Raw genomic sequence first — 19,915 nt, forward strand, 5'->3', positions numbered from 1 at the left:
CATGGAAGAGACTGGCTGGTTCCTGCCCTTGCTTCTGACGCTCGTGAAGAGCGTCGTGCTGCTCGTCGTTTTGCTGATCTTTATTGCGTATATTCTCTACGCCGATCGCAAGATCTGGGCGGCGGTGCAGCTGCGGCGCGGTCCGAACGTCGTCGGTCCCTGGGGGCTGTTCCAGAGCTTCGCGGACATGTTGAAGTTCGTCTTCAAGGAGCCGATCATCCCCGACGGATCGAACAAGGGGATCTTTCTCCTTGCGCCTTTCGTCATGGGCCTTTTGTCGCTCGCGGCCTGGGCGGTGATTCCGGTCGCCAAGGGCTGGGCGATCGCCGACATCAACGTCGGCATTCTCTATATTCTCGCGATCTCCTCTCTCAGCGTCTATGGCATCATCATGGGCGGCTGGGCGTCGAACTCGAAATATCCGTTCCTTTCGGCGCTCCGCTCCGCAGCGCAGATGATTTCCTATGAAGTCTCGATCGGCTTCGTCATCATCACCGTGCTGCTCTGCGTCGGCTCGCTCAACTTGACCGACATCGTGATGGCGCAGGATACGCGCTTTGGCATGCTCGGCTGGTATTGGCTGCCGCTGTTCCCGATGTTTGTCATTTTCTTCATCTCGGCGCTTGCCGAGACGAACCGCCCGCCCTTCGATCTCGTCGAGGCGGAATCAGAACTCGTCGCCGGCTTCATGGTCGAATATTCGTCAACCCCCTACATGCTGTTCATGCTCGCCGAATATGTGGCGATCATCACCATGTGCGCGCTGATGACCATTCTGTTCCTTGGCGGCTGGCTGTCGCCGATCCCCTTCGCGCCGTTCACGCTGGTTCCCGGCGTGATCTGGTTCGTTTTGAAGGTCTGCGCGGTTTTCTTCATGATCGCCATGGTGAAAGCCTTCGTGCCGCGCTATCGCTACGATCAGCTGATGCGCCTCGGCTGGAAGGTGTTTCTGCCGATCTCCCTTTTCATGGTCGTCCTTGTCGCCGTCGTGCTGCAGTTGACGGGCTGGGGCGCGGGGATGGCGCAATGAAGTTCCCGCAGCAAATCCTGCCGCAGATCTTGGTTCGAAAGGGCAAAGCATGAAACTCGACCAGGGCGCCAAGGCGCTGTTCCTGACAGAGTTTGTCGGCGCCTTCGTGCTGTCGATGCGTTATTTCTTCAAGCCGAAGCCGACGCTGAACTACCCGCACGAAAAAAATCCGCAGTCGCCGCGCTATCGCGGCGAACATGCGCTGCGCCGCTATCCGAACGGCGAAGAACGCTGCATCGCCTGCAAGCTCTGCGAGGCGATCTGTCCGGCGCAGGCCATCACCATCGAAGCAGGTCCGCGCCGCAACGACGGCACGCGCCGCACCACGCGCTACGACATCGACATGGTGAAATGCATCTATTGCGGCTTCTGTCAGGAAGCCTGCCCGGTCGACGCCATCGTCGAAGGGCCGAACGCCGAATTCGCGGTGGAGACGCGGGAAGAACTCTATTACGACAAGAACCGTCTGCTTGAGAACGGCGATCGCTGGGAGCGCGAGATCGCTCGCAATCTTGCGCTCGACGCGCCCTACCGGTGAGGTCTGAGTTGACGATATCGTTGAGCTGCCCCTGCGCCATGGCGACTGCGGGCAAGACCGAGACGGTCGGAAGATCACGTAACGCCATAAAGCAGCTTTCAGAAGCGGCGCAGATCATCGATGGGGTTTGGCAATGATTGTCCCGGCGCTGTTCTTCTACCTCTTCTCGGCGGTCTTGATCGGCTCGGCCTTCTCAGTGATCTCGTCGCGGAATCCGGTGCATTCGGTGCTCTTCCTGATCCTCGCCTTTTTCAACGCAGCGGGTCTTTTTCTTCTGCTCGGGGCTGAGTTTCTGGCGATGCTGCTCGTTGTCGTTTACGTTGGAGCGGTGGCGGTGCTGTTTCTTTTCGTCGTCATGATGCTCGACGTCGATTTCGCTGAATTCAAGCAGGGATTCCTGAAATATCTGCCGATTGGCGGAACGATCGGCGCCATCGTCCTGCTCGAGCTGATCCTCGTCGTCGGCGGCTGGAAGATCGACGCCGCCACGCTCGCCAATGTGGCGACGCCGGCGCCGCCCGGCATGAGCAACACGCTGGCGCTCGGCCGCGTGCTCTACACGCAATACGCCTATCTCTTTATCGGCGCGGGCTTTGTGCTCCTCACCGCCATGATCGGCGCGATCATTCTCACCCTGCATCATAAGGTCGGCGTCAAACGCCAGGACGTCGCCGCGCAAAACGCCCGAACGCCCGCTGAGGCGGTCGAGCTTCGCAAGAAGCCGTTCCGCCAGGGCGTATGAGGCGAAGGCTCGAATGAAACATTTGCACCTCTCCGCGGCCGGGAAAAATCCATGACGCTTTCGCTCACCCATTTTCTGGTTGTCGCGGCGATCCTTTTCACCATCGGGCTCGCCGGCATCATCCTCAATCGCAAGAACATCATCGTGGTTTTGATGTCGGTCGAACTCATCCTGCTCTCGGTCAACATCAACCTCGTCGCATTCTCCAACTTTCTCGGCGACCTGACCGGCCAGGTGTTCTCGCTTTTCATTCTGACCGTGGCCGCCGCCGAAGCCGCCATCGGCCTTGCGATCCTCGTCGCCTACTATCGCAACCGCGGCTCGATCGCGGTCGAAGACATCAACATGATGAAGGGTTGAGCCGACATGTATGCGGCAATCGTCTTCCTACCGCTCCTCGGATTTTTGATCGCGGGACTGTTCGGGCGGCTGATCGGCGCGCGCGCGTCTGAACTCGTCACGACGAGCCTCCTGTTCGTGGCCGCGGCGCTGTCCTGGGTTACGTTCGTCAATGTGGCGATGGGCGATGCGCCGGCGACCGTCTCGCTTCTCGGCGAGTGGTTCTCATCGGGCGCGCTCAAGGCGGAATGGTCACTGCGGATCGACAGTCTGACGGCCGTCATGCTGATCGTCGTGACGACGGTCTCGGCGCTCGTCCATCTCTACTCGATCGGCTATATGGAAGACGACCCCTCGCAGTCGCGCTTCTTTTCCTATCTGTCCCTGTTCACCTTCGCCATGCTGGCGCTGGTGACGGCGGACAATCTCTTGCAGATGTTCTTCGGTTGGGAAGGCGTCGGCCTCGCCTCTTATCTCCTGATCGGCTTCTGGTACCAAAAGCCGTCCGCCAACGCCGCCGCGATCAAGGCCTTCGTCGTCAACCGTGTCGGCGACTTCGGCTTCCTGCTCGGCATCTTCATGGTGTTCCTGCTCACGCGGTCGATCGGCTTCGACCAGATCTTCGCCGCGGCGCCTGGTCTCGCCAACACAAGGATCCATGTGTTTGGCGCCGATTTCGACGCGATGACGATCACCTGCCTGCTGCTCTTCATGGGCGCGATGGGCAAGTCAGCGCAGTTCCTGCTCCACACCTGGCTGCCTGACGCCATGGAGGGCCCGACCCCGGTTTCCGCTCTCATCCATGCGGCGACGATGGTCACCGCCGGCGTCTTCATGGTGGCTCGCCTGTCGCCGCTGTTCGAACAGGCGCCGGTTGCTCTCTCATTTGTCATTTTCATCGGCGCGACCACGGCCTTTTTCGCCGCGACCGTCGGTCTCGTCCAGAACGACATCAAGCGCGTCATCGCCTATTCGACCTGCTCGCAGCTCGGCTATATGTTCGTCGCGCTCGGCGTCGGCGGCTATTCCATCGGCATCTTCCATCTTTTCACGCACGCCTTTTTCAAGGCGCTTCTGTTCCTGGGGGCGGGCGCCGTCATCGTCGCCATGCATCACGAGCAGGACATGCGCCGCATGGGCGGTCTGTGGCGCAAGATTCCATTCACATTCGCCATGATGACGGTCGGCACCCTGGCGCTGACGGGCTTTCCGCTGACGTCCGGCTATTTCTCCAAGGACGCCATCATCGACGCCGCCTTCGCCTCGCATCGGCCGATGGCCTTTTACGGATACCTGATGACCGTCATAGCCGCCGCATTGACCTCCTTTTATTCCTGGCGGCTGGTGTTTCTGACTTTCTTCGGCAAGGCTCAATGGGCCGCGGACGCGCATGGCGCGGCGGGCCACGGCCACGGCGTCGACGCCCACGCGGCCGGTCACGCGGATGATGATCATGACGCTCATGGTCATGGCGATCATCAGCTTGATCCGCATGAGGCGCCGGTCGTCATGCTGATCCCTCTTGCCGCGCTCGCTGTCGGCGCTCTGTTCGCGGGCGCTTATTTCCGCGCCGATTTCATCGGGGAGGGCGTCGCCGAGTTCTGGAAGAACGCGCTCTACTTCGGCGCAAACAATCATATACTGGCGCAGATGGAGGAAGTTCCCTTCATCGCCTCGATCGCCCCGACCGTCATGATGGTCCTCGGATTTCTCGTCGCGCTCTACATCTACATTCTGGCGCCGGGAACGGCGGCGCGCCTCGCCGAGGCGATGCCTGCGCTCTACCGATTCCTCCTCAACAAATGGTACTTCGACGAACTCTATGACAAGATTTTCGTTCGGCCGGCGTTCTGGCTCGGCCGGTTGTTCTGGAAGGGCGGCGATGGCGCCATTATCGACCGGCTGGGGCCGGACGGCGTCGCAGCGTGGGTCGTTGACGTAACGGGAAGAGTCGTGAAACTGCAGAGCGGCTACATTTATCATTATGCTTTCGCCATGCTGATCGGCCTCGCCGCCATCACAACCTGGTATCTCGTCGGGGGACTGCGCTGATGTTTGGCTTCGGCATCCTGTCAGGCATCGTGTTTTTGCCGCTCGTCGGCGTGGCGTTTATTCTTGCGCTGCGCGGCGATGATGAAGCCACGTTGAACAATGCGCGCTGGGCGGCGCTGGCGACGACGCTGATCGTCTTCGCGCTGTCGGTTTACGCCTACATCCAATTTGACGCCTCGTCGGCGGCTTTCCAGCTCGTCGAACAGAAAAGCTGGTTCGGCTCGGGGCTTGTCTACAAGCTCGGCGTCGACGGCATGTCGATGCCTTTCCTGCTTCTCACCGCTTTCCTCATGCCGTTCTGCATCGCCGCCTCGTGGAAATCGATCACCTATCGCGTCAAGGATTATATGATCGCCTTCCTGGTGCTCGAGACCTTGATGCTTGGCGTCTTCTCGGCGCTCGACCTCGTGCTTTTCTATCTGTTCTTCGAGGGCGGCCTCATTCCGATGTTTCTCATCATCGGCATCTGGGGCGGCAAGCGGCGCGTCTATGCGAGCTTCAAATTCTTCCTTTACACGCTCGTCGGGTCGCTCTTGATGCTGCTCGCCATCATGGCGATGTATGGGGTCGCTGGGACAACGGACATCACCGTCCTTCTCAAGACCGACTTCCCCGCCTCGATGCAGAAGTGGCTGTTCCTCGCCTTCTTCGCCTCGCTCGCGGTCAAGATGCCGATGTGGCCGGTGCATACATGGCTGCCGGACGCGCACGTTGAAGCGCCGACCGCGGGGTCGGTCATTCTTGCCGGCATTTTGCTGAAGATGGGCGGGTACGGCTTCATCCGTTTCTCCTTGCCGATGTTCCCCGACGCCTCGGCCTATTTCGCTCCTCTGGTCTTCGCGCTTTCCATTATCGCGATCATCTACACATCGTTGGTCGCGCTGGTGCAGGAGGACATGAAGAAGCTGATCGCCTATTCATCCGTGGCGCATATGGGCTTCGTCACGATGGGTCTTTTCAGCATGACCGAGCAGGGCGTGCAGGGCGCAATGTTCCAGATGATCTCGCATGGACTTGTGTCCGGCGCGCTCTTCCTCTGCGTCGGCGTCGTCTATGACCGCATGCATACGCGCGATATCGCGGCCTATGGCGGCCTCGTCGCCCGCATGCCGCTCTATGCCGTGGCGTTCATGATTTTCACCATGGCGAATGTGGGCCTGCCGGGGACGTCCGGCTTCATCGGCGAATTCCTCAGCCTGCTCGGCGGATTCCGCGTGAACAGCTGGGTTGGATTCTTTGCGACGACGGGCGTCATTCTGTCCGCCGCCTATGCGCTCTATCTCTACCGCCGCGTGATATTCGGCGTTCTCGACAAGCCGAGCCTCCAGAACATACTCGATCTCTCCCGCCGGGAGGTCGCAATCCTTGCTCCTCTCGTCGTGCTGACGATCTACTTCGGCTTTCATCCCGGCCCCGTCCTCGACAGCTCCTCGGCCTCTATCGCGGCGCTGATCAAGGATTATGATTCGGCGCTGGCGGCGACCAAAACCGCCGCGCTCGCTTTCCACTAGGGCGCGATCGGATCGCGATCGCGCTCTCAAGATCGTTCCTATGCATGATCCGCTTGGATCCGCGCTTTAAAGGCTGATTTACATGGCGCCGTTGTCCTTCGCCCTCGCGCATACCCTGCCGGAATTGATTCTGGCCGTCGGCGTTCTGGTCCTCGTGCTCATCGGCGCCATCCGCGGCAAGGATTCGGATGGGCCGGTCACCGAGATCGCCGTCGGCCTGCTCGGCGCGGCAATTCTCGTGATTCTTCTCGGGGCCAAGACGCAGGCGGTGGTCTTTGACGGCGCCGTCATTGATGATGGCTTTGGCCGCTTCATGAAGGTTCTGGCGTTGCTGGGGTCGCTCGCGACGCTGGTGATGGGTCAGGATTTTCTCGCACGTGAACGCATCGACAAGTTCGAGTTTCCGATTCTCGTCATTCTCGCCACGATCGGGATGCTGGTCCTGATTTCGGCGCAAAACCTCATCGCGCTTTATCTCGGGCTCGAATTGATGTCGCTGGCGCTCTACGTCATCGCCGCCTTCAATCGCGACAATGTGCGGGCCTCCGAGGCCGGCCTCAAATATTTCGTGCTGGGCGCGCTTTCGTCCGGGATGCTGCTTTACGGCGCCTCGCTGATCTACGGCTTTGCCGGAACCGTATCCTTCGCGGGCATCGCTGGAGCCGTGCACGGCAAAGCTTCGATCGGGATTGTGTTCGGCCTCGTCTTCCTGATGACGGGCCTTGCATTCAAGATGTCGGCGGCGCCGTTCCATATGTGGACGCCGGACGTCTATGAAGGCGCGCCGACGCCCGTCACCGCCTTCTTCGCCTCCGCCGTGAAGATGGCGGCCGTGGCGATCACGGTACGCGTGGTGATGACGGCATTTCCCGGCGTCGCGCCGCAATGGCGGCAGATCATTGTCTTTATTTCCATTCTCTCGATGGCGCTCGGCGCTTTCGCCGCGATCGGCCAGTCAAACATCAAACGGCTGATGGCCTATTCCGCCATCGGCCATGTCGGTTTCGCCCTCGTAGGGCTCGCCGCTGGCACGGAAGCAGGCGTTTTTGGCGTCCTCGCCTATATGTCGATCTATCTCGTCATGACCCTCGGCGCTTTCGCCGTAATCCTGTCAATGAGAGTCGCAGGCCACGCCGTCGAGCAGATTTCAGATCTCGCGGGGCTTGGCAAGACCGATCCTTTCATGGCTTTCTGTTTCGCGATGCTGATGTTTTCGCTGGCGGGCATTCCGCCGCTGGCGGGTTTCTTCGCCAAATGGTATGTCTTTAACGCCGCCATTCAGGCCCATCTCTATCCGCTGGCGGTCATTGGCGTGCTTTCCAGCGCGGTGGCGGCCTATTACTATTTGCGCATTGTCAAAGTCATGTATTTTGACGAGGCGGCGCCCGCTTTCGATAAACCCGCCCCGGCTTTGCGCCTTGTGCTTGCGGTGACAAGCCTTCTTGTGCTGTTCTTGTTCGCCTATCCGGGCTTTTTCATCGACGCCACGACGGCGGCGGCGAAGTCCCTGTTCTAAGAAACTCCGAATGGTGGTTGTCCCCTGGCGCAACTTGCAGGATCGCTTCAAGCTCAAGGATTCCGGTTGGCCGAGCATGGCGAACTGGTTTCGACCAATGATACGGCTTTAGACAGCGCGCGCGCCGGCGATCCTGGCCGGCTCTGGATTACTGCCGCGAGCCAGACCGGCGGGCGGGGCCGCAACGGACGCAGTTGGACGTCTCACCCCGGCAATCTCTTCGCGAGCCTTTTGCTGATCGATCCCGCGCCGCCACGCCGTGCGCCGGAGCTCGGTTTTGTCGCCAGCATTGCGCTTGCTCAGGCCTTGCGCGAGGTTCTCGGCGATGGTCCGGCCGTCAAAATAAAATGGCCGAACGATATTCTCGGTAACGGCGCCAAGGTCGCGGGCATTCTTCTCGAGAGCGCGCCTGTGGCGCAGGGCCTTGCCTGCGTCGCCGGAATTGGCGTCAATTGCGCCTCCCACCCCGATGGACCGCTGCTTTACAAAACGAATGATCTCAGCGCGATCGCCGGGCGCGAAGTGACGCCCGGCATGGTTCTTGAGCCGCTGGCGGCGTTCATGGCGCACTGGCTCGGCGTCTGGTCGCAACCGGCGGGATTTGAGACGATCCGCGCGGAATGGCTCACGCTCGCCGCCGGTCAGGGCGAGAAAATCAGAGTGACGCGGCCAAAGGACGCTGTTGAGGGCGTTTTCAAGACCATCGACGCCACCGGCCGTCTGCTCCTCCAGCAGGACCTGAACGAAATTGCAATAGACGCGGGGGATGTGTTTTTGCTCCCCCCCGGCGCAGCGCCCCAATTGATGAGAACGAACTAAACGGAAGAGAAACAGAAAGGTCCATATATATGAACGCGGCAAATGACGAGCTCGTCTTCGTGCCGCTCGGAGGCTTGGGCGAGATCGGGATGAACCTCGCCCTTTACGGTTTCGGCCCGAAAGGGCGCATGAAATGGCTGATGGTCGATTGCGGCATCGCTTTCGCCGGGCCGGAGCTCGTCGGGATTGACGTGATCATCCCCGACATCAGCTTCATCGAGAAAATGCGTCAGGATCTGGTCGGACTCGTCATCACGCATGCGCATGAGGACCATATCGGCGCGGTCGCCGATGTCTGGCCAAAACTTGGGTGCCAGCTCTACGCCACGCGTTTCGCCGCTGAGCTGTTGCTGACCAAGCGGCTTTCCGAGCCTGGAGCGCCCGAGGTGCCGATCAAGGTCGTCCCCCAGGGCGGCAAGATCGAGGCCGGTCCGTTCTCGGTTGAATTCATAGCCATGGCGCATTCCATCCCGGAAAGCTGCGCCCTCGCCATAAGGACGCCACTCGGCGTCATCGTTCATTCCGGCGACTGGAAAATCGACGCGGAGCCGGGCCTTGGCGCGCCGACAGACGAAAGGCGGCTGGCCGCGATCGGAGACGAAGGCGTTCTGGCGCTGATTTGCGATTCGACCAACATTCTGCGCGAGGGAATAAGTCCGTCGGAGGGCGAGGTCGCAAGAAATCTGCGCGACATCATCGCCAAAGCGTCGGGGCGGGTCATCGTCACGACATTCGCCTCGAACGTCGCCCGCATCCGCGCCGTCGCCGAAGCCGCCAGCGCGGCGGGGCGCAGCGTCGTGCTGGCCGGGCGCGCTATGGAGCGGGTCGTCGCCGTCGCGCGCGAATGCGGTTATCTCGACGGCATTGCAGACTTTCTGGGAGTCGACGCTTTCGCCCATTTGCCGCGCGACAGGGTTGTTCTCGTGGCGACAGGCAGTCAGGGCGAAAGCCGCGCGGCGATCGCACGGATCTCGGAAGGCGAACATCCGGCCGTGACGCTCAGCGCCGGCGACAAGGTCATTTTTTCTTCCCGCACGATCCCGGGCAATGAACGGGAAGTCGGCCGCATCATCAACAATCTCATCCGTTCGGGCGTCGACGTGGTCACCGATCGCACGGCGCTCGTCCATGCCTCCGGCCACCCGCGCCGGGGGGAGGTTTCTCAACTTTATGCCTGGACGCGGCCGCAGATTGCAATCCCGGCGCATGGCGAAGACCTGCATCTCGCCGAACATGCGGCCTTTGCCAAAGCGCAGGGCGTGCCGCATGTGCTCAGCGCCCGAAACGGGGATATCGCCGTCCTCGCCCCCGGCCAGCCGGGAATCGTCGGGGAGGCGCCCCATGGGCGTTTGCTGAAGGACGGAAATATCTTCGTGTCCCAAGCGGACGAAGCGCCGCGGATGCGCCAGAAGCTGGCGGTCTCAGGCATCATCACTATCGCGCTCGCGGTGACTTCAAAGGGGGATCTGGCTGGCGTTCCCGACGTGATGACGGCGGGCATTCCGGCGCGCGTCCGGGACGGCGCGGCGATGGATGCGATCGTCGATGATGCGATGTTCCAAACCTTCGACCATTTGCCGCGGCAGAAGCGGCGCGACGCCGATGTCGTATCGACCGCGATCGAAAAGGCGGTGCGCAACGCGGTCGCCGCGGCTTGGGGAAAGCGCCCCGCCGTCCATGTGCTCGTGGTTGAAGTGTGAGCCATCAAAAAGAGATTTGATCCAAACCGGGGCGAGTCGCGTCGCCATTCGCGGTAACGCCGCCTCCTTGACTGAAGATAGGCCCGCGGCTCGCAGGTGAGCGCCCGCGCCGTGGGCGGAACGCGGCTTCAGCGATCACCCTTTCCCACTGCGAGGATCGAAGCCGCCGGGCCGCTTGGCGCGGCGCCCATTACTGCTTCGCTTTCAAGGAAAGGGGCAACCCTCCGCCGGCTGCCCGGGCGGGCGTTCGAATGTTCTTGCATGATCGAACATAGTGTGAACAAATGCGGATCAATGACGGTTCCGCGGGGAAAACTTGTTGATGCGACTCCTTGCAGGTTGCGCGCGATTCGAAAACAATCCACATTGGTTGCGCTCGTATAGGTAGAGTGATTCGCAAAGATGCACGGAATAATGAATCGCCTTTTCGCATCCATCCGCGAACGCGCTGAAAGGCGCGCCATCGCTGCAGCGGAGGCCGAGCGGCTCATTGCGACATATCGCGATCGCGCCTATTACGAGGCGCGAGATCGGGTGAGGGGCCGCTGCGTCGATGGCGCCGGCTCGGCGCGCTATTGGACGAGGGTGAAGCTCGAAATCGCGAAGCGTCAGGGAATTTCCATCGGTCTCAGCGGCGCCGACATGCGCGCATGAAAGCGCCGTACGTTCGCGTCCTCCGGTGAGGGCTCTGCGGCCTGCTGCAGCGCGGGCGGAAAAGCGAGCGCAATCATCCTGGTCGATCGCCCGGCGCGTTAGCTTCAATGCCAAGAATTCCAAGAATTCAATGCCAAGAATTCAATGTTCGACGGCTTCGCTTTCGACGGTGAGCGCAACCTCTCGGGAAACGGCTGGATAGCCGGCCGTCATTCCAAACGCCAGCCGATCTATGGTCGCCTTCGCAGTGAAGGCGATGCGCGCGCGCGGCTTTGCGGGCTGCGGGCGGACGGCAACCTCAACGGCCAGCGGCTTTGTCACGCCATGCATCGTCAATTCGCCCGCGACGCGAACCCGATGCTCGTCGATCTTTTCAATCGTCTTCGACACGAAGTCGATCATGGCGAAGCGCGGGGCGTCGAAGAAGGCGTCGCCACGCAGGACGTCGCTGAGCAAGGGGGATCCAGCGTCGACCGACTGAGCCTGCACATGGAAACTGACGCTGCTCAGCGCAGGATGCTCGAAGTCGATCGCGATGCGTCCGTCAAAAGCGCGGAACTCGCCTTCAGTGCGGGGAAAGCCGACCGCATCGACGGAAAAGGAGATGTGAGTCTGAGCCGGATCAATCAACCATTTGTCGACCCCCGCGGCGCCGGGGGCGGCGATCATGGGAACCAGCGGCAGCGCGGCAATCACCCATCGCAAATGTCCTGCCGCGAGGGCCGCTCGTTTGTTGGCGTGCATCACAAAACGAAAAAGCATGCGCGCCGATCTTGAATGTTACGCGGGGAGACGCTGACACCCAAGCTTCGCACAGCTGCGCGGCGCGCGCATGTCACTTGTCTGTCAGCGCCCTTCCCGGGAACGCGCGCTCGTCTCTGGGGCGATGCCGATCTACGCCAGAGGTGAGCGGCACCGCTGCAAAGAAGGCTCGCAACAGATGTCGAGCGCCGGCGTGGCCGCTTGTCAATTAAACGAAAAGCGCTACCTGTGCGCTGCGGGAATGGCCTTGCCCGATCTGCCGAAGAGAAGCTTTTGAATGTAGCGTTTCTTATACAGCACGATGCTGAATACGATGGCCGAAATTGCTGCCTCAATCACGCGAAAAGAGGCGACGCCGACCGCTCCCAGAGAGGAAGCCCAAATATATGTCAAAATCAAACTAGCGCATTCGCCTAAGATGACGCCCGCGAGGAAACTGACGTCGAGCCTCAAAGGCAGCATGATATAGAGTCCGAGCGCCTGGTTGATCGCCACCAGCGGGAAAGTAAATGCAAGAATCTGCAAGATCTGGATCGAGGGCGTATATTGCGGGCCGGCAAATACGGCTATAAGAATATGCGCCGTAAAGTATATAGATGTCGTAATGATGATGCTGGCGATAAGAAGTATTATTGACATATAACGGGACGCTGTAAATATAGAATCTGAACCGTCAGTAGCCGCTCGATTGAACAAATAGGGCATCACCGCTTGTGCGGCGGGATAGAACGAGGCGACGATTGCTCCGGCGAATCTGTCCGCGGCGTTGAAATATCCAACCTGAACCGGACCAGCCATCGCTCCGAGAATCAACACGATCGCCGCGGAATGGGCGGCCATCGCTATCTTCTTGACGAACAATGGGCCGCCGGATTTTACCTGCTCAATCACTTTGACCCAGTCGACCGAGAAACGCTTAAGGCTCGTGAAGATGATTCCGTGCGCGATAAGGACGAGAACGGCTTGAGAACCGAGTTGGCAAATCAGGACCAGATTGACGTCTGAGGGGGAGCGCACCAGAAAAAACGCGGGGATGAACCACATTAACGCCCCGAGTCCGTCTATGACGGCAGACACCGACGCGCGGCCAACGCCGAGAAAATACCAGCCGAGATTGAAGGCCTGCACTCCGCCCAGCAAGACGACCAAGCCGAGATCAGCGGGAAAATGGGAGATCGGAGGGAAAAAGAGCTTTAGCGCGCCGAGAGTGAGCCCCGCCACGCCCCATAACACAAGCTTTGCCGTCGTGACGCCGATGACAATTCCGCCGCGATCGTCAGGTTTGGCCGCGGAAATCTCCCGCAACGCCGATACGCTGAACCCATATTCAACCCAGATCGAGACCACCATCACCATGGATGTCGCAATGGCGAGGTGTCCGAGCCCCACCGGACCCAGCTCTCGCGCCAGAAAGGGCAGCGAGAAAAACGAGGTCAGATAACGCGCCGCATAGGCGCAATAGAGGGCGAAAAATGCTTTTTTCAATGGCGCGGACCATGTCGGCGGGCGGCGAGAAGTCTGGTCTCGAGCGATGGGCACCCCGCGGCTGATGCGGCGGGCAGTACGTGAAGTCCCTTGTGAGGAGAAGCCGTGGCGTCGACGTCGTTGCATGTGTTAGCCGGGCGATCGAGGTCATGCAGTCCGTAGCCAGTCACGTGCGAGAATTTCGCCAGACAACGAGCCGCCCCATAGCTGCATCCTCCAACAGACGACTGATAGAGCGGCAGGAGGTGAGCGAAAGGCTCATTGACGAACGCTATCTTCATCATTCTCTGACTCATCATTGTTGTCTCGCGCCTGTTGCGCCGAATATCCGGCCACGCAAGCGTCGCCGCGACAACCAAGTTCAAGCCACGAGCGCGATTTGCGAAGGTGGACCGGGAGATGCCGTCTCTCGCTTACGGGTTGGCTCGACGGTTGGTCATAAGATCAATCAATAATTTCAAAGCTTCAGCATGCAGAACGGCATTCGGTACAGGCGGGGGCGACCTTATTCGGTCCGCGAAAAACGGACGGCCTTTTGAAATGCAGCCCTATCAAAGTTGAATCTGGAGGCTGCTCAGACACTTCCATCCGGCGTCTCTCAACCGTCTCCGAACCGGAGGTGACGCAAGGCCAACGAGGTCCAGCCCGAATCTCATCAACTGCAGCGGTCTTGCTTCTGAAAGAAAAAGATAGCTCAAGGTTTGAGCCGGAGAGACTGCCCGCCTGTGTCTAAGCGCAATTTCGATCAGATGATTGAGATGGCGGATGTGCTCTAAGGAATATTTATTGCTGGCGCTCGTATCCTGCCAAGCTACGCGGGCGAGAGTGTCGCTCATATTGATGGAGCGGTCCTTATGCTCCCGATTGTATAAAGTGGCTTCCGGCACATGGACATATGATCCGAGAAGCGCAATTTCCGCGAGCAGGGCGTGGTCAGATCCGTAGTAACCGCGTTGCAAAGTGCTGCGTTTGAGGACGTCTCTCCGAAAGAGGCCGAAGATTTCATAACATGTTCCGAGCTCGGTGAGCACTTTGTAGAATCGGAGGGCGGGTCCTGCCCCGGTCATGTCAGGCGCCATGGAGCCGACCAAATCGATCTGGGCGCCATCCTCGTCGACGCTCCTCGTTGTGGCGTAAGCGACGGCGGCGTCTTGGCGCTGGTCGAGCGCCGCCACGCAGCTTTCCAGAAAATTTGGACTGAGGTAGTCGTCGCAGGCGCACCACTTGAAATACTCGCCGGTGCTCAATTCGAAGCCAAGGTTGTAGTTTGGGCCTGCGCCGAGATTGCGCGGATTGCGGACGTAATTCACGCGGCTGTCAAGCTCGGCGAATTTGCGGCATATCCCCTCCGTTCCATCCGTTGATGCATTGTCGGTGATGGTAAGTCGAAAGTCCTCATATCCTTGATCGAGGATTGACTCCACTGCTTTGGCGACATACCGCGCGCCATTATACACCGGGAGAGCCAGCGAAACGCGAGGCGTCGTGGATCTTGAATTCATACGGTTCTCCTTGGCTATGAAGCCCCGCTCCAGAATATCTCGCCGTCAGCTGAAGGCTCAGCACCGCGAGTTTATCCGTCGCATCAATTACTGGGTCGGACCCGGAACAATCTACGGCGGCATCCCTTGGATGGTTGAGTCACAGCAATATCGCAAGACTCGGCAAATACGGACAATAAACGAAGCGCGCGCCCGGAACTTGTCGAGCCGAGAAGCTTCCATCTTCGATCGCCGCGAATAGGCTAATGAGTTGGCGGAATCGACCCAGCCTAGCGCATGGATCGAAGGCCAGCCAAATCGCCGCTACAGTGTAGATCCGCACAGAAAAAAAAGCGCCGAACTCGACCTTTGAGCGAGCAGAGAGCCGGGAGCGCCGCCCATTCGACTGGTCTTTCGGACTCATTCGACTATGTCAACGAAACCACCACCGTCGGGCTTCGTATTTTCCGTGCCTTGCCTCGCTTCCAGCTCTAGGGCAAAACCGATTGTGGTTCGGTCAAGGCAACGATCATGGAGCGCATGAAGGCATTGTGGCGGCGGTTCAAAGTGCAGCCATACCATCTTAGGATCAACAAGCCTGGAAAGATCCACAATGGTCATTCTGATGGCTGCCGCAGCCCTTCTGGGAGTGTTCCTCGGACGCTTTTTCAAAGCTTCATCGTTGTTTCCAACCTGTTTTCTCATCGTTGTCTTCACGCTAGCTGGAACACCGCTCCCCATGCTCGATTCGGCGCTCAGGGCCATTGCGCTGATCGTTATCCTGCAATTTGCCTACGCCATCGGCTTAGCGTCCACCGATATTCCTACAATTTGTAGAGTTTGGCGGGAGGTTCCGGGTAGCAATTCACGCAGGCGAATGTGTCTGCTTTCTCGTCTGCGAACGCGGCCGCCGGCAATCGTCTCCAAAGACACGTCAAGCGGCCGAGACGACGCCAACGAAACGTCCGCGGGGACTTCGCCAGCCCCTATATTGCATGCCGATAAGAGGAGATTGAATTGATGCAGCGGAGCCGTAACGGGGCAATTGATTTTGTTGCATCAGATAGCCAGCCGGAAGGGCGACGGCTTTCAATCGGCGGAAACCGTGTGTTTTTTGATCACAGTCGAGGTCTGGTGCGCTCATGAACTCTCCCACTTTCCCAACTGATTTCGAAGGGCGAAAACCCGATGAAGCGGACGCCGCCAAAGCTTTGCCATGCCCATGTTGTGGCGGCGGATCTACGGCAGCTCTCTACCATGTGCCGTCAATACCGGTGCATAGCTGCGTCCTTCTGAATTCCGCCGAAGAAGCCCGCGCATTTCCTCGCCGCGATCTGCAGCTGGCTTTTTGCGATTCATGTGGATTTCTATTCAATCAGATTTTTGACGAAGCGGTGATGAGCTATTCTGGCGACTTCGAGGAGTCGCAGCATTTTTCTGATACGTTTTCCGCGTTCGCCAAGGAATTAGCTCGCGAGATCGCGCAGGCGTGCTCGGCTCATGGAAAGCATGTCCTCGAGATCGGCTGTGGCAAAGGCGAGTTTCTTCGTGAGCTTTGCCGGATCAGCGGCGCCACGGGACTTGGCATCGATCCTGGCTATCGAACAGACGCCGGACGCGACGAAGAAGACGACAGGGTTCAATTCATAACTGACTTCTACAAGCCAAGCGGCCAATTTGATGCGGATATCATTCTCTGCCGTCATACGCTGGAGCATATCGCGTCGGTTCAGAAATTCGTCCGATCGATCCGTGAGGGCATTGGGTCTCGCACCGATCCCTGGGTTGTTTTTGAAACCCCGGATGCAAAGCGAGTGCTTGCAGAAGGGGCCTTTTGGGACATCTATTATGAGCACTGTTCCTACTTCAGTCCAGGCGCGCACGCGCGCCTGTTCCGGGCGGAAGGATTCGACGTCACAGACCTCCGTCTGCGATACGGTGATCAATATATCGTTCAATACGCGAGGCCTATAGCAACGGGACCCTCGCGGCCGCGCCTGGATCTTGAAGACGACCTCGCGGAAATGCAGGGTCTCGCGAAAAGCTTCCCGTCCAGAGTCAGGATCGTCCAAGACGAATGGCGTGAGCGCGTTCGTTCGGCCTCGGCCGAAGGCAAGCGCATCGTGGTCTGGGGGGGTGGATCGAAGGGCGTCTCCTTCCTTACGACGCTGGGTCTCGACACGGAGATATCAGCGGTCGTCGATGTCAACCCGTATAAGCAGGGGAAGTTTATGCCCGGCGCAGGGCACCGGGTGATAGCGCCGAGCGCTCTTGTCGCCGAGCCGCCGGACCTCGTGATCGTCATGAATCCGATTTACCGTGCGGAGATTGCGAAGACGCTCAATGCGCTGGGACTGAAGCCGGAGATCTCCGCGGTAGGATGAGGCTGCGCCGCGGATCATGGGGAAAGCCGGCTGGCGCTTTCCGCCATTGCGCGCGAAACAGCAGCGCGACGCAAAAAGGTGGCTTTCGGCGGCTATCAAGGGCGAGACGATGCTCGTCTCGCATCACGCTTCGGCGAGGCCGGTTGATGCAGGCGGCTACAGGCTGCCCCACCGCAATAATCTGCCCTCAAAGAGCGGGCGGCGATCAGGCGATAACGACGGGATCGCCAAAGCGGGTTTGAATCGCGGCGATCGCGCCATTTCGTTGGCATTCCATAAATCCGATACTCTCACACGCGCCGTTGAGACGGATCCGAGGCAGGCTTGTGTTGTGCTCAAGGTGCGCTGGAAATAACCCGCCAAGTCGCGTCGTAGTTGCGCTGCGAAAGCCCAATTCTTTGCAAAGAGCGAACTCGCGTGCGCCACAGCTTTTGACGTCGCCATACGGATAAGCAAAATGGCGCACCGCACTGTTGGTAATATCCGCAAGACAGGAAGCGTTCGCCAAGATTTCGGCGCGGGCGGCGTCAAGGCTTAGTTGCGCGAGGTGTGGGTGGCTATCCGTATGGCCGCCGATTTCAACCAGGGGCTCCGCACTTAGCTCCTGCAACTCGGCGCTGTTTAACGCGTCTGCGTCCAACACCTGCTGAGCGCTAATATTCTTATGACGCGCAAGCTGATGGATTTCTCCGACATCGATTTCGCCTTTTTCGATACATCGAAGGATGTGCCGAAATGCGACTGTTTTGTGCTTGGATGTCGAGGTGCGGAAAACCTTTCCGCCCAGACCAAGACGGTCCTGGTCATGGCCGCGAATAATCTCTCTCAAGGCCCCCAACCAGTGATCTATTCGTCGTTCCAGAAATGCGGTGGTGACGTAAATCGTCAACGGCTTATTGTATTTTCTGAATAATGGGAGCGCTACCGTTAAATTATTGCGATAACCGTCGTCAAAAGTGAAGGAAACGAATTGTTTTGTATTTCCCGTGCTGAGGCGCTCAATCGCTGCATCCAGTGAAATTATATCAATGTCATTTTCGATGTAATATTTAATAATGCGTTCGAGAAAGCCCCTACTTATTTGAATGCCCGGATCGACCAGATCCGCTCGGTCTTGGACCACGCTGTGGCCCATGATGATTGCTCCGACTCCCTTGTATTGGCGGCCGATTAACGCATCAGCGCCTATTTTATGAAGAGCCTCCGAGGCGCCTCTTAAGACCGAATAATTCACGCGATTGCTCCTCATAAGGATTTTGCGCGCCAAATTTCGGGGCGCATGCGCGCGCCCTTCGCGTAAACGGCTTTGGATCTCTAGTTGTTTTGTGCGATCATTATACGTGTCAGGGCATCCCCCGAACGTCAAGCTAAAGCAAAGAAAATTTATCAGCGCAACTCGTCAAAGTCGAATATTAACGTGAACGTTGCATTATTTCGAGTGGCTAATTATCAGAAATTATAATCAGCAAAAGGTTACTCTCGTTGTGTAAGCTGATAGAAGCTTAGGCGAGACAGACATAGATGTATGACAAACGTCGCCGCGCCTTGTGTGCAGCGCAGACGGAATATAATCGATGAGCGCCGGGTGCGTAATCTCCGGTACTTGATTAACATTCCGCGTGGCGCCTTTCTAATCCGAATTATAATCGGATTGCCAAGCATATTATAAAAAAATATTTATTGGAGGATCGGGGGATGCGAATCGTTTTTATGTGCGATTTTATCGCCCCAAAAGGCGGCGCCGCTAAGGTTGGCGTTGATCTTGTTCAGTTGCTGGCGGCGCAAAGCATTCCCGTTAAAGTTCTTGCAGGGGAACCGTACGAAGGCGGTTTAGCGGATGACATTTCTGTCGTTTCCCTGAATCAACAAAAGCTTCTTCTCACCGATCCGAGAATCGGCGTTTTCCGGGGGTTGTTTAACACGGCGGCGCATGCCGCGGTCACCAAACTGATCGACCAAACTGACACGCCAGACACCGTTTATATTATTAACTCATGGTCTCAAATCCTTTCACCTTCAATTTTCGCGGCGCTTCGACGAGTATCGAGACGCGTCCTCGTCTATGCTCACGACTATTTTCTCGCCTGCCCAAATGGAGGCTATTTCGATTTTGGCCATGGAGAACCCTGCGAGCGCGCGCCGCTGTCGCTGTCTTGCTTTGCAACGCAATGCGACAAAAGAAATTATATGCAAAAAATCTGGCGAACCGGCATGGGCGCGATGCGGCGGTTGAATTGGAACGTTGACCTCAACGGCTCCCGCATCATCGTCGTCCATGAAGGAATGGTCGAATATCTGGCCAAGGGGGGCATAGCTGAGCAATTCATCAGCGTTGTGCGCAACCCTTCCAAGCCGTTCACAGCGGTCCCGGTCAAAGCCGAACATAATCGCGAGATTCTCTATGTAGGAACCTTGACGACCGAGAAGGGCGTCGATGTCCTTGTCGACGCCCTTCGCGAGCGCCCATGGACTTTGAATATGTTCGGCGAGGGGGAGATCCGTTTCCCGCCGGCGCCGAACATCATCGCGCACGGGTTCCAGTCCCATGAAACAATCGGCCGGGCGGCGGAGAGATCTCGCCTGCTGATCATGCCGTCAAGGGTCCGCGAAACCTTCGGTCTGTCGGCCTTGGAGGCGCTAGGCGCTGGCGTCCCTGTCGTTATAAGCAGTCAAGCTCAGGTGGCCGCCGACATCAGAACCCATCAATGCGGAGTGGTCCTGCCGGCCGTCGACAAGGCCTCTATCCTCAAGGCAGTCGACGATCTATACGCTGACGACGGCCGGACCGCGGAACTGAGCCGGCGGGCGTCGCGGGCCCATGCAATGATTTCTCCATCTTTCGACGAATGGACGGCGCAGATTCTGCGCATCTGTCAATCGATGCTGAAATCGCATTGAATTT

General features: G+C 58.6%; 18 protein-coding genes. 12 read left to right on the top strand and 6 right to left on the bottom strand.

What is annotated here, in order from left to right:
• Position 1: 1 nt before the first annotated feature.
• The 10 genes from nuoH to MPC4_RS01585 all read left to right on the top strand — a co-directional run bounded on the left by nuoH (position 2) and on the right by MPC4_RS01585 (position 10,901).
• Complete coding sequence (nuoH, locus tag MPC4_RS01540) at positions 2 to 1,030, top strand: NADH-quinone oxidoreductase subunit NuoH (RefSeq protein WP_174510961.1); 1,029 nt, start codon at positions 2 to 4, stop codon at positions 1,028 to 1,030.
• A gap of 49 nt (positions 1,031 to 1,079) precedes the next feature.
• Positions 1,080 to 1,568: an NADH-quinone oxidoreductase subunit NuoI gene (nuoI, locus tag MPC4_RS01545; RefSeq protein WP_134489659.1), complete on the top strand. Its 489-nt coding sequence runs from the start codon at positions 1,080 to 1,082 to the stop codon at positions 1,566 to 1,568.
• A gap of 133 nt (positions 1,569 to 1,701) precedes the next feature.
• Positions 1,702 to 2,310: an NADH-quinone oxidoreductase subunit J gene (locus tag MPC4_RS01550; RefSeq protein WP_134492487.1), complete on the top strand. Its 609-nt coding sequence runs from the start codon at positions 1,702 to 1,704 to the stop codon at positions 2,308 to 2,310.
• A gap of 51 nt (positions 2,311 to 2,361) precedes the next feature.
• On the top strand, positions 2,362 to 2,670 hold the full coding sequence (nuoK, locus tag MPC4_RS01555; protein ID WP_134489657.1) for an NADH-quinone oxidoreductase subunit NuoK: 309 nt from the start codon (positions 2,362 to 2,364) through the stop codon (positions 2,668 to 2,670).
• Between the two features lie 6 nt (positions 2,671 to 2,676).
• Positions 2,677 to 4,701, top strand: a complete 2,025-nt coding sequence (gene nuoL / locus MPC4_RS01560; protein WP_174510962.1) for an NADH-quinone oxidoreductase subunit L — start codon at positions 2,677 to 2,679, stop codon at positions 4,699 to 4,701.
• Positions 4,701 to 6,212, top strand: a complete 1,512-nt coding sequence (locus MPC4_RS01565) for an NADH-quinone oxidoreductase subunit M (RefSeq protein ID WP_174510963.1) — start codon at positions 4,701 to 4,703, stop codon at positions 6,210 to 6,212. The genes nuoL and MPC4_RS01565 overlap by 1 nt, the downstream gene beginning before the upstream one ends.
• Positions 6,213 to 6,294: 82 nt before the next feature.
• A complete protein-coding gene (nuoN, locus tag MPC4_RS01570) occupies positions 6,295 to 7,728 on the top strand; it encodes an NADH-quinone oxidoreductase subunit NuoN (RefSeq protein WP_174510964.1) in 1,434 nt (477 codons plus the stop codon).
• A gap of 66 nt (positions 7,729 to 7,794) precedes the next feature.
• Positions 7,795 to 8,547, top strand: a complete 753-nt coding sequence (locus tag MPC4_RS01575; RefSeq protein ID WP_244628777.1) for a biotin--[acetyl-CoA-carboxylase] ligase — start codon at positions 7,795 to 7,797, stop codon at positions 8,545 to 8,547.
• A 29-nt stretch (positions 8,548 to 8,576) separates the two neighbouring features.
• Positions 8,577 to 10,247: a ribonuclease J gene (locus MPC4_RS01580; protein WP_174510965.1), complete on the top strand. Its 1,671-nt coding sequence runs from the start codon at positions 8,577 to 8,579 to the stop codon at positions 10,245 to 10,247.
• Between the two features lie 414 nt (positions 10,248 to 10,661).
• Complete coding sequence (locus tag MPC4_RS01585; RefSeq protein ID WP_134489645.1) at positions 10,662 to 10,901, top strand: hypothetical protein; 240 nt, start codon at positions 10,662 to 10,664, stop codon at positions 10,899 to 10,901.
• Between the two features lie 141 nt (positions 10,902 to 11,042).
• Here the strand turns inward: MPC4_RS01585 and MPC4_RS01590 are convergent, their stop codons facing one another.
• From MPC4_RS01590 to MPC4_RS01610, 5 genes are all read right to left on the bottom strand, one after another.
• Positions 11,043 to 11,663: a YceI family protein gene (locus MPC4_RS01590; protein WP_174510966.1), complete on the bottom strand. Its 621-nt coding sequence runs from the start codon at positions 11,661 to 11,663 to the stop codon at positions 11,043 to 11,045.
• A gap of 222 nt (positions 11,664 to 11,885) precedes the next feature.
• The gene (locus MPC4_RS01595) at positions 11,886 to 13,148 is read right to left on the bottom strand and encodes an oligosaccharide flippase family protein (protein WP_174510967.1); all 1,263 of its coding nucleotides are present in this window, start codon (positions 13,146 to 13,148) and stop codon (positions 11,886 to 11,888) included.
• The gene (locus MPC4_RS01600) at positions 13,145 to 13,432 is read right to left on the bottom strand and encodes a hypothetical protein (RefSeq protein ID WP_174510968.1); all 288 of its coding nucleotides are present in this window, start codon (positions 13,430 to 13,432) and stop codon (positions 13,145 to 13,147) included. Before MPC4_RS01600 ends, MPC4_RS01595 begins: the two co-directional genes overlap by 4 nt.
• Positions 13,433 to 13,699: 267 nt before the next feature.
• The gene (locus MPC4_RS01605; protein WP_174510969.1) at positions 13,700 to 14,650 is read right to left on the bottom strand and encodes a glycosyltransferase family 2 protein; all 951 of its coding nucleotides are present in this window, start codon (positions 14,648 to 14,650) and stop codon (positions 13,700 to 13,702) included.
• Between the two features lie 399 nt (positions 14,651 to 15,049).
• Positions 15,050 to 15,394 (bottom strand): hypothetical protein, encoded by a 345-nt coding sequence (locus tag MPC4_RS01610; protein ID WP_174510970.1) that lies wholly within the window; start codon positions 15,392 to 15,394, stop codon positions 15,050 to 15,052.
• Between the two features lie 632 nt (positions 15,395 to 16,026).
• Between MPC4_RS01610 and MPC4_RS01615 the strand changes: the two genes are divergently transcribed.
• On the top strand, positions 16,027 to 17,013 hold the full coding sequence (locus MPC4_RS01615) for a class I SAM-dependent methyltransferase (protein WP_174510971.1): 987 nt from the start codon (positions 16,027 to 16,029) through the stop codon (positions 17,011 to 17,013).
• Positions 17,014 to 17,218: 205 nt separating this feature from the next.
• On the opposite strand, the gene MPC4_RS01620 is transcribed toward MPC4_RS01615, so the two are convergent.
• The gene (locus tag MPC4_RS01620; RefSeq protein ID WP_174510972.1) at positions 17,219 to 18,247 is read right to left on the bottom strand and encodes a polysaccharide deacetylase family protein; all 1,029 of its coding nucleotides are present in this window, start codon (positions 18,245 to 18,247) and stop codon (positions 17,219 to 17,221) included.
• 953 nt (positions 18,248 to 19,200) lie between these two features.
• Here MPC4_RS01620 and MPC4_RS01625 point away from each other — a divergent pair.
• Positions 19,201 to 19,911 carry a glycosyltransferase family 4 protein gene (locus MPC4_RS01625; RefSeq protein WP_174510973.1) on the top strand — a complete coding sequence of 237 codons (711 nt, stop codon included), beginning with the start codon at positions 19,201 to 19,203 and terminating at the stop codon, positions 19,909 to 19,911.
• Positions 19,912 to 19,915 lie beyond the last annotated feature (4 nt).

The sequence above is a fragment of the Methylocella tundrae genome, assembly GCF_901905185.1.
Classification (GTDB): Bacteria; Pseudomonadota; Alphaproteobacteria; order Rhizobiales; family Beijerinckiaceae; genus Methylocapsa; species Methylocapsa tundrae.

Excerpts from the sequence above, each read along its gene's own strand:
- nuoH (WP_174510961.1), top strand. The coding sequence starts at position 2 with ATGGAAGAGACTGGCTGGTTCCTGCCCTTGCTTCTGACGCTCGTGAAG.
- nuoI (WP_134489659.1), top strand. The coding sequence starts at position 1,080 with ATGAAACTCGACCAGGGCGCCAAGGCGCTGTTCCTGACAGAGTTTGTC.
- MPC4_RS01550 (WP_134492487.1), top strand. The coding sequence starts at position 1,702 with ATGATTGTCCCGGCGCTGTTCTTCTACCTCTTCTCGGCGGTCTTGATC.
- nuoK (WP_134489657.1), top strand. The coding sequence starts at position 2,362 with ATGACGCTTTCGCTCACCCATTTTCTGGTTGTCGCGGCGATCCTTTTC.
- nuoL (WP_174510962.1), top strand. The coding sequence starts at position 2,677 with ATGTATGCGGCAATCGTCTTCCTACCGCTCCTCGGATTTTTGATCGCG.
- MPC4_RS01565 (WP_174510963.1), top strand. The coding sequence starts at position 4,701 with ATGTTTGGCTTCGGCATCCTGTCAGGCATCGTGTTTTTGCCGCTCGTC.
- nuoN (WP_174510964.1), top strand. The coding sequence starts at position 6,295 with ATGGCGCCGTTGTCCTTCGCCCTCGCGCATACCCTGCCGGAATTGATT.
- MPC4_RS01580 (WP_174510965.1), top strand. The coding sequence starts at position 8,577 with ATGAACGCGGCAAATGACGAGCTCGTCTTCGTGCCGCTCGGAGGCTTG.
- MPC4_RS01585 (WP_134489645.1), top strand. The coding sequence starts at position 10,662 with ATGAATCGCCTTTTCGCATCCATCCGCGAACGCGCTGAAAGGCGCGCC.
- MPC4_RS01590 (WP_174510966.1), bottom strand. The coding sequence starts at position 11,663 with ATGCTTTTTCGTTTTGTGATGCACGCCAACAAACGAGCGGCCCTCGCG.
- MPC4_RS01600 (WP_174510968.1), bottom strand. The coding sequence starts at position 13,432 with ATGATGAAGATAGCGTTCGTCAATGAGCCTTTCGCTCACCTCCTGCCG.
- MPC4_RS01605 (WP_174510969.1), bottom strand. The coding sequence starts at position 14,650 with ATGAATTCAAGATCCACGACGCCTCGCGTTTCGCTGGCTCTCCCGGTG.
- MPC4_RS01610 (WP_174510970.1), bottom strand. The coding sequence starts at position 15,394 with ATGGCCCTGAGCGCCGAATCGAGCATGGGGAGCGGTGTTCCAGCTAGC.
- MPC4_RS01615 (WP_174510971.1), top strand. The coding sequence starts at position 16,027 with ATGAGCTATTCTGGCGACTTCGAGGAGTCGCAGCATTTTTCTGATACG.
- MPC4_RS01625 (WP_174510973.1), top strand. The coding sequence starts at position 19,201 with ATGCAAAAAATCTGGCGAACCGGCATGGGCGCGATGCGGCGGTTGAAT.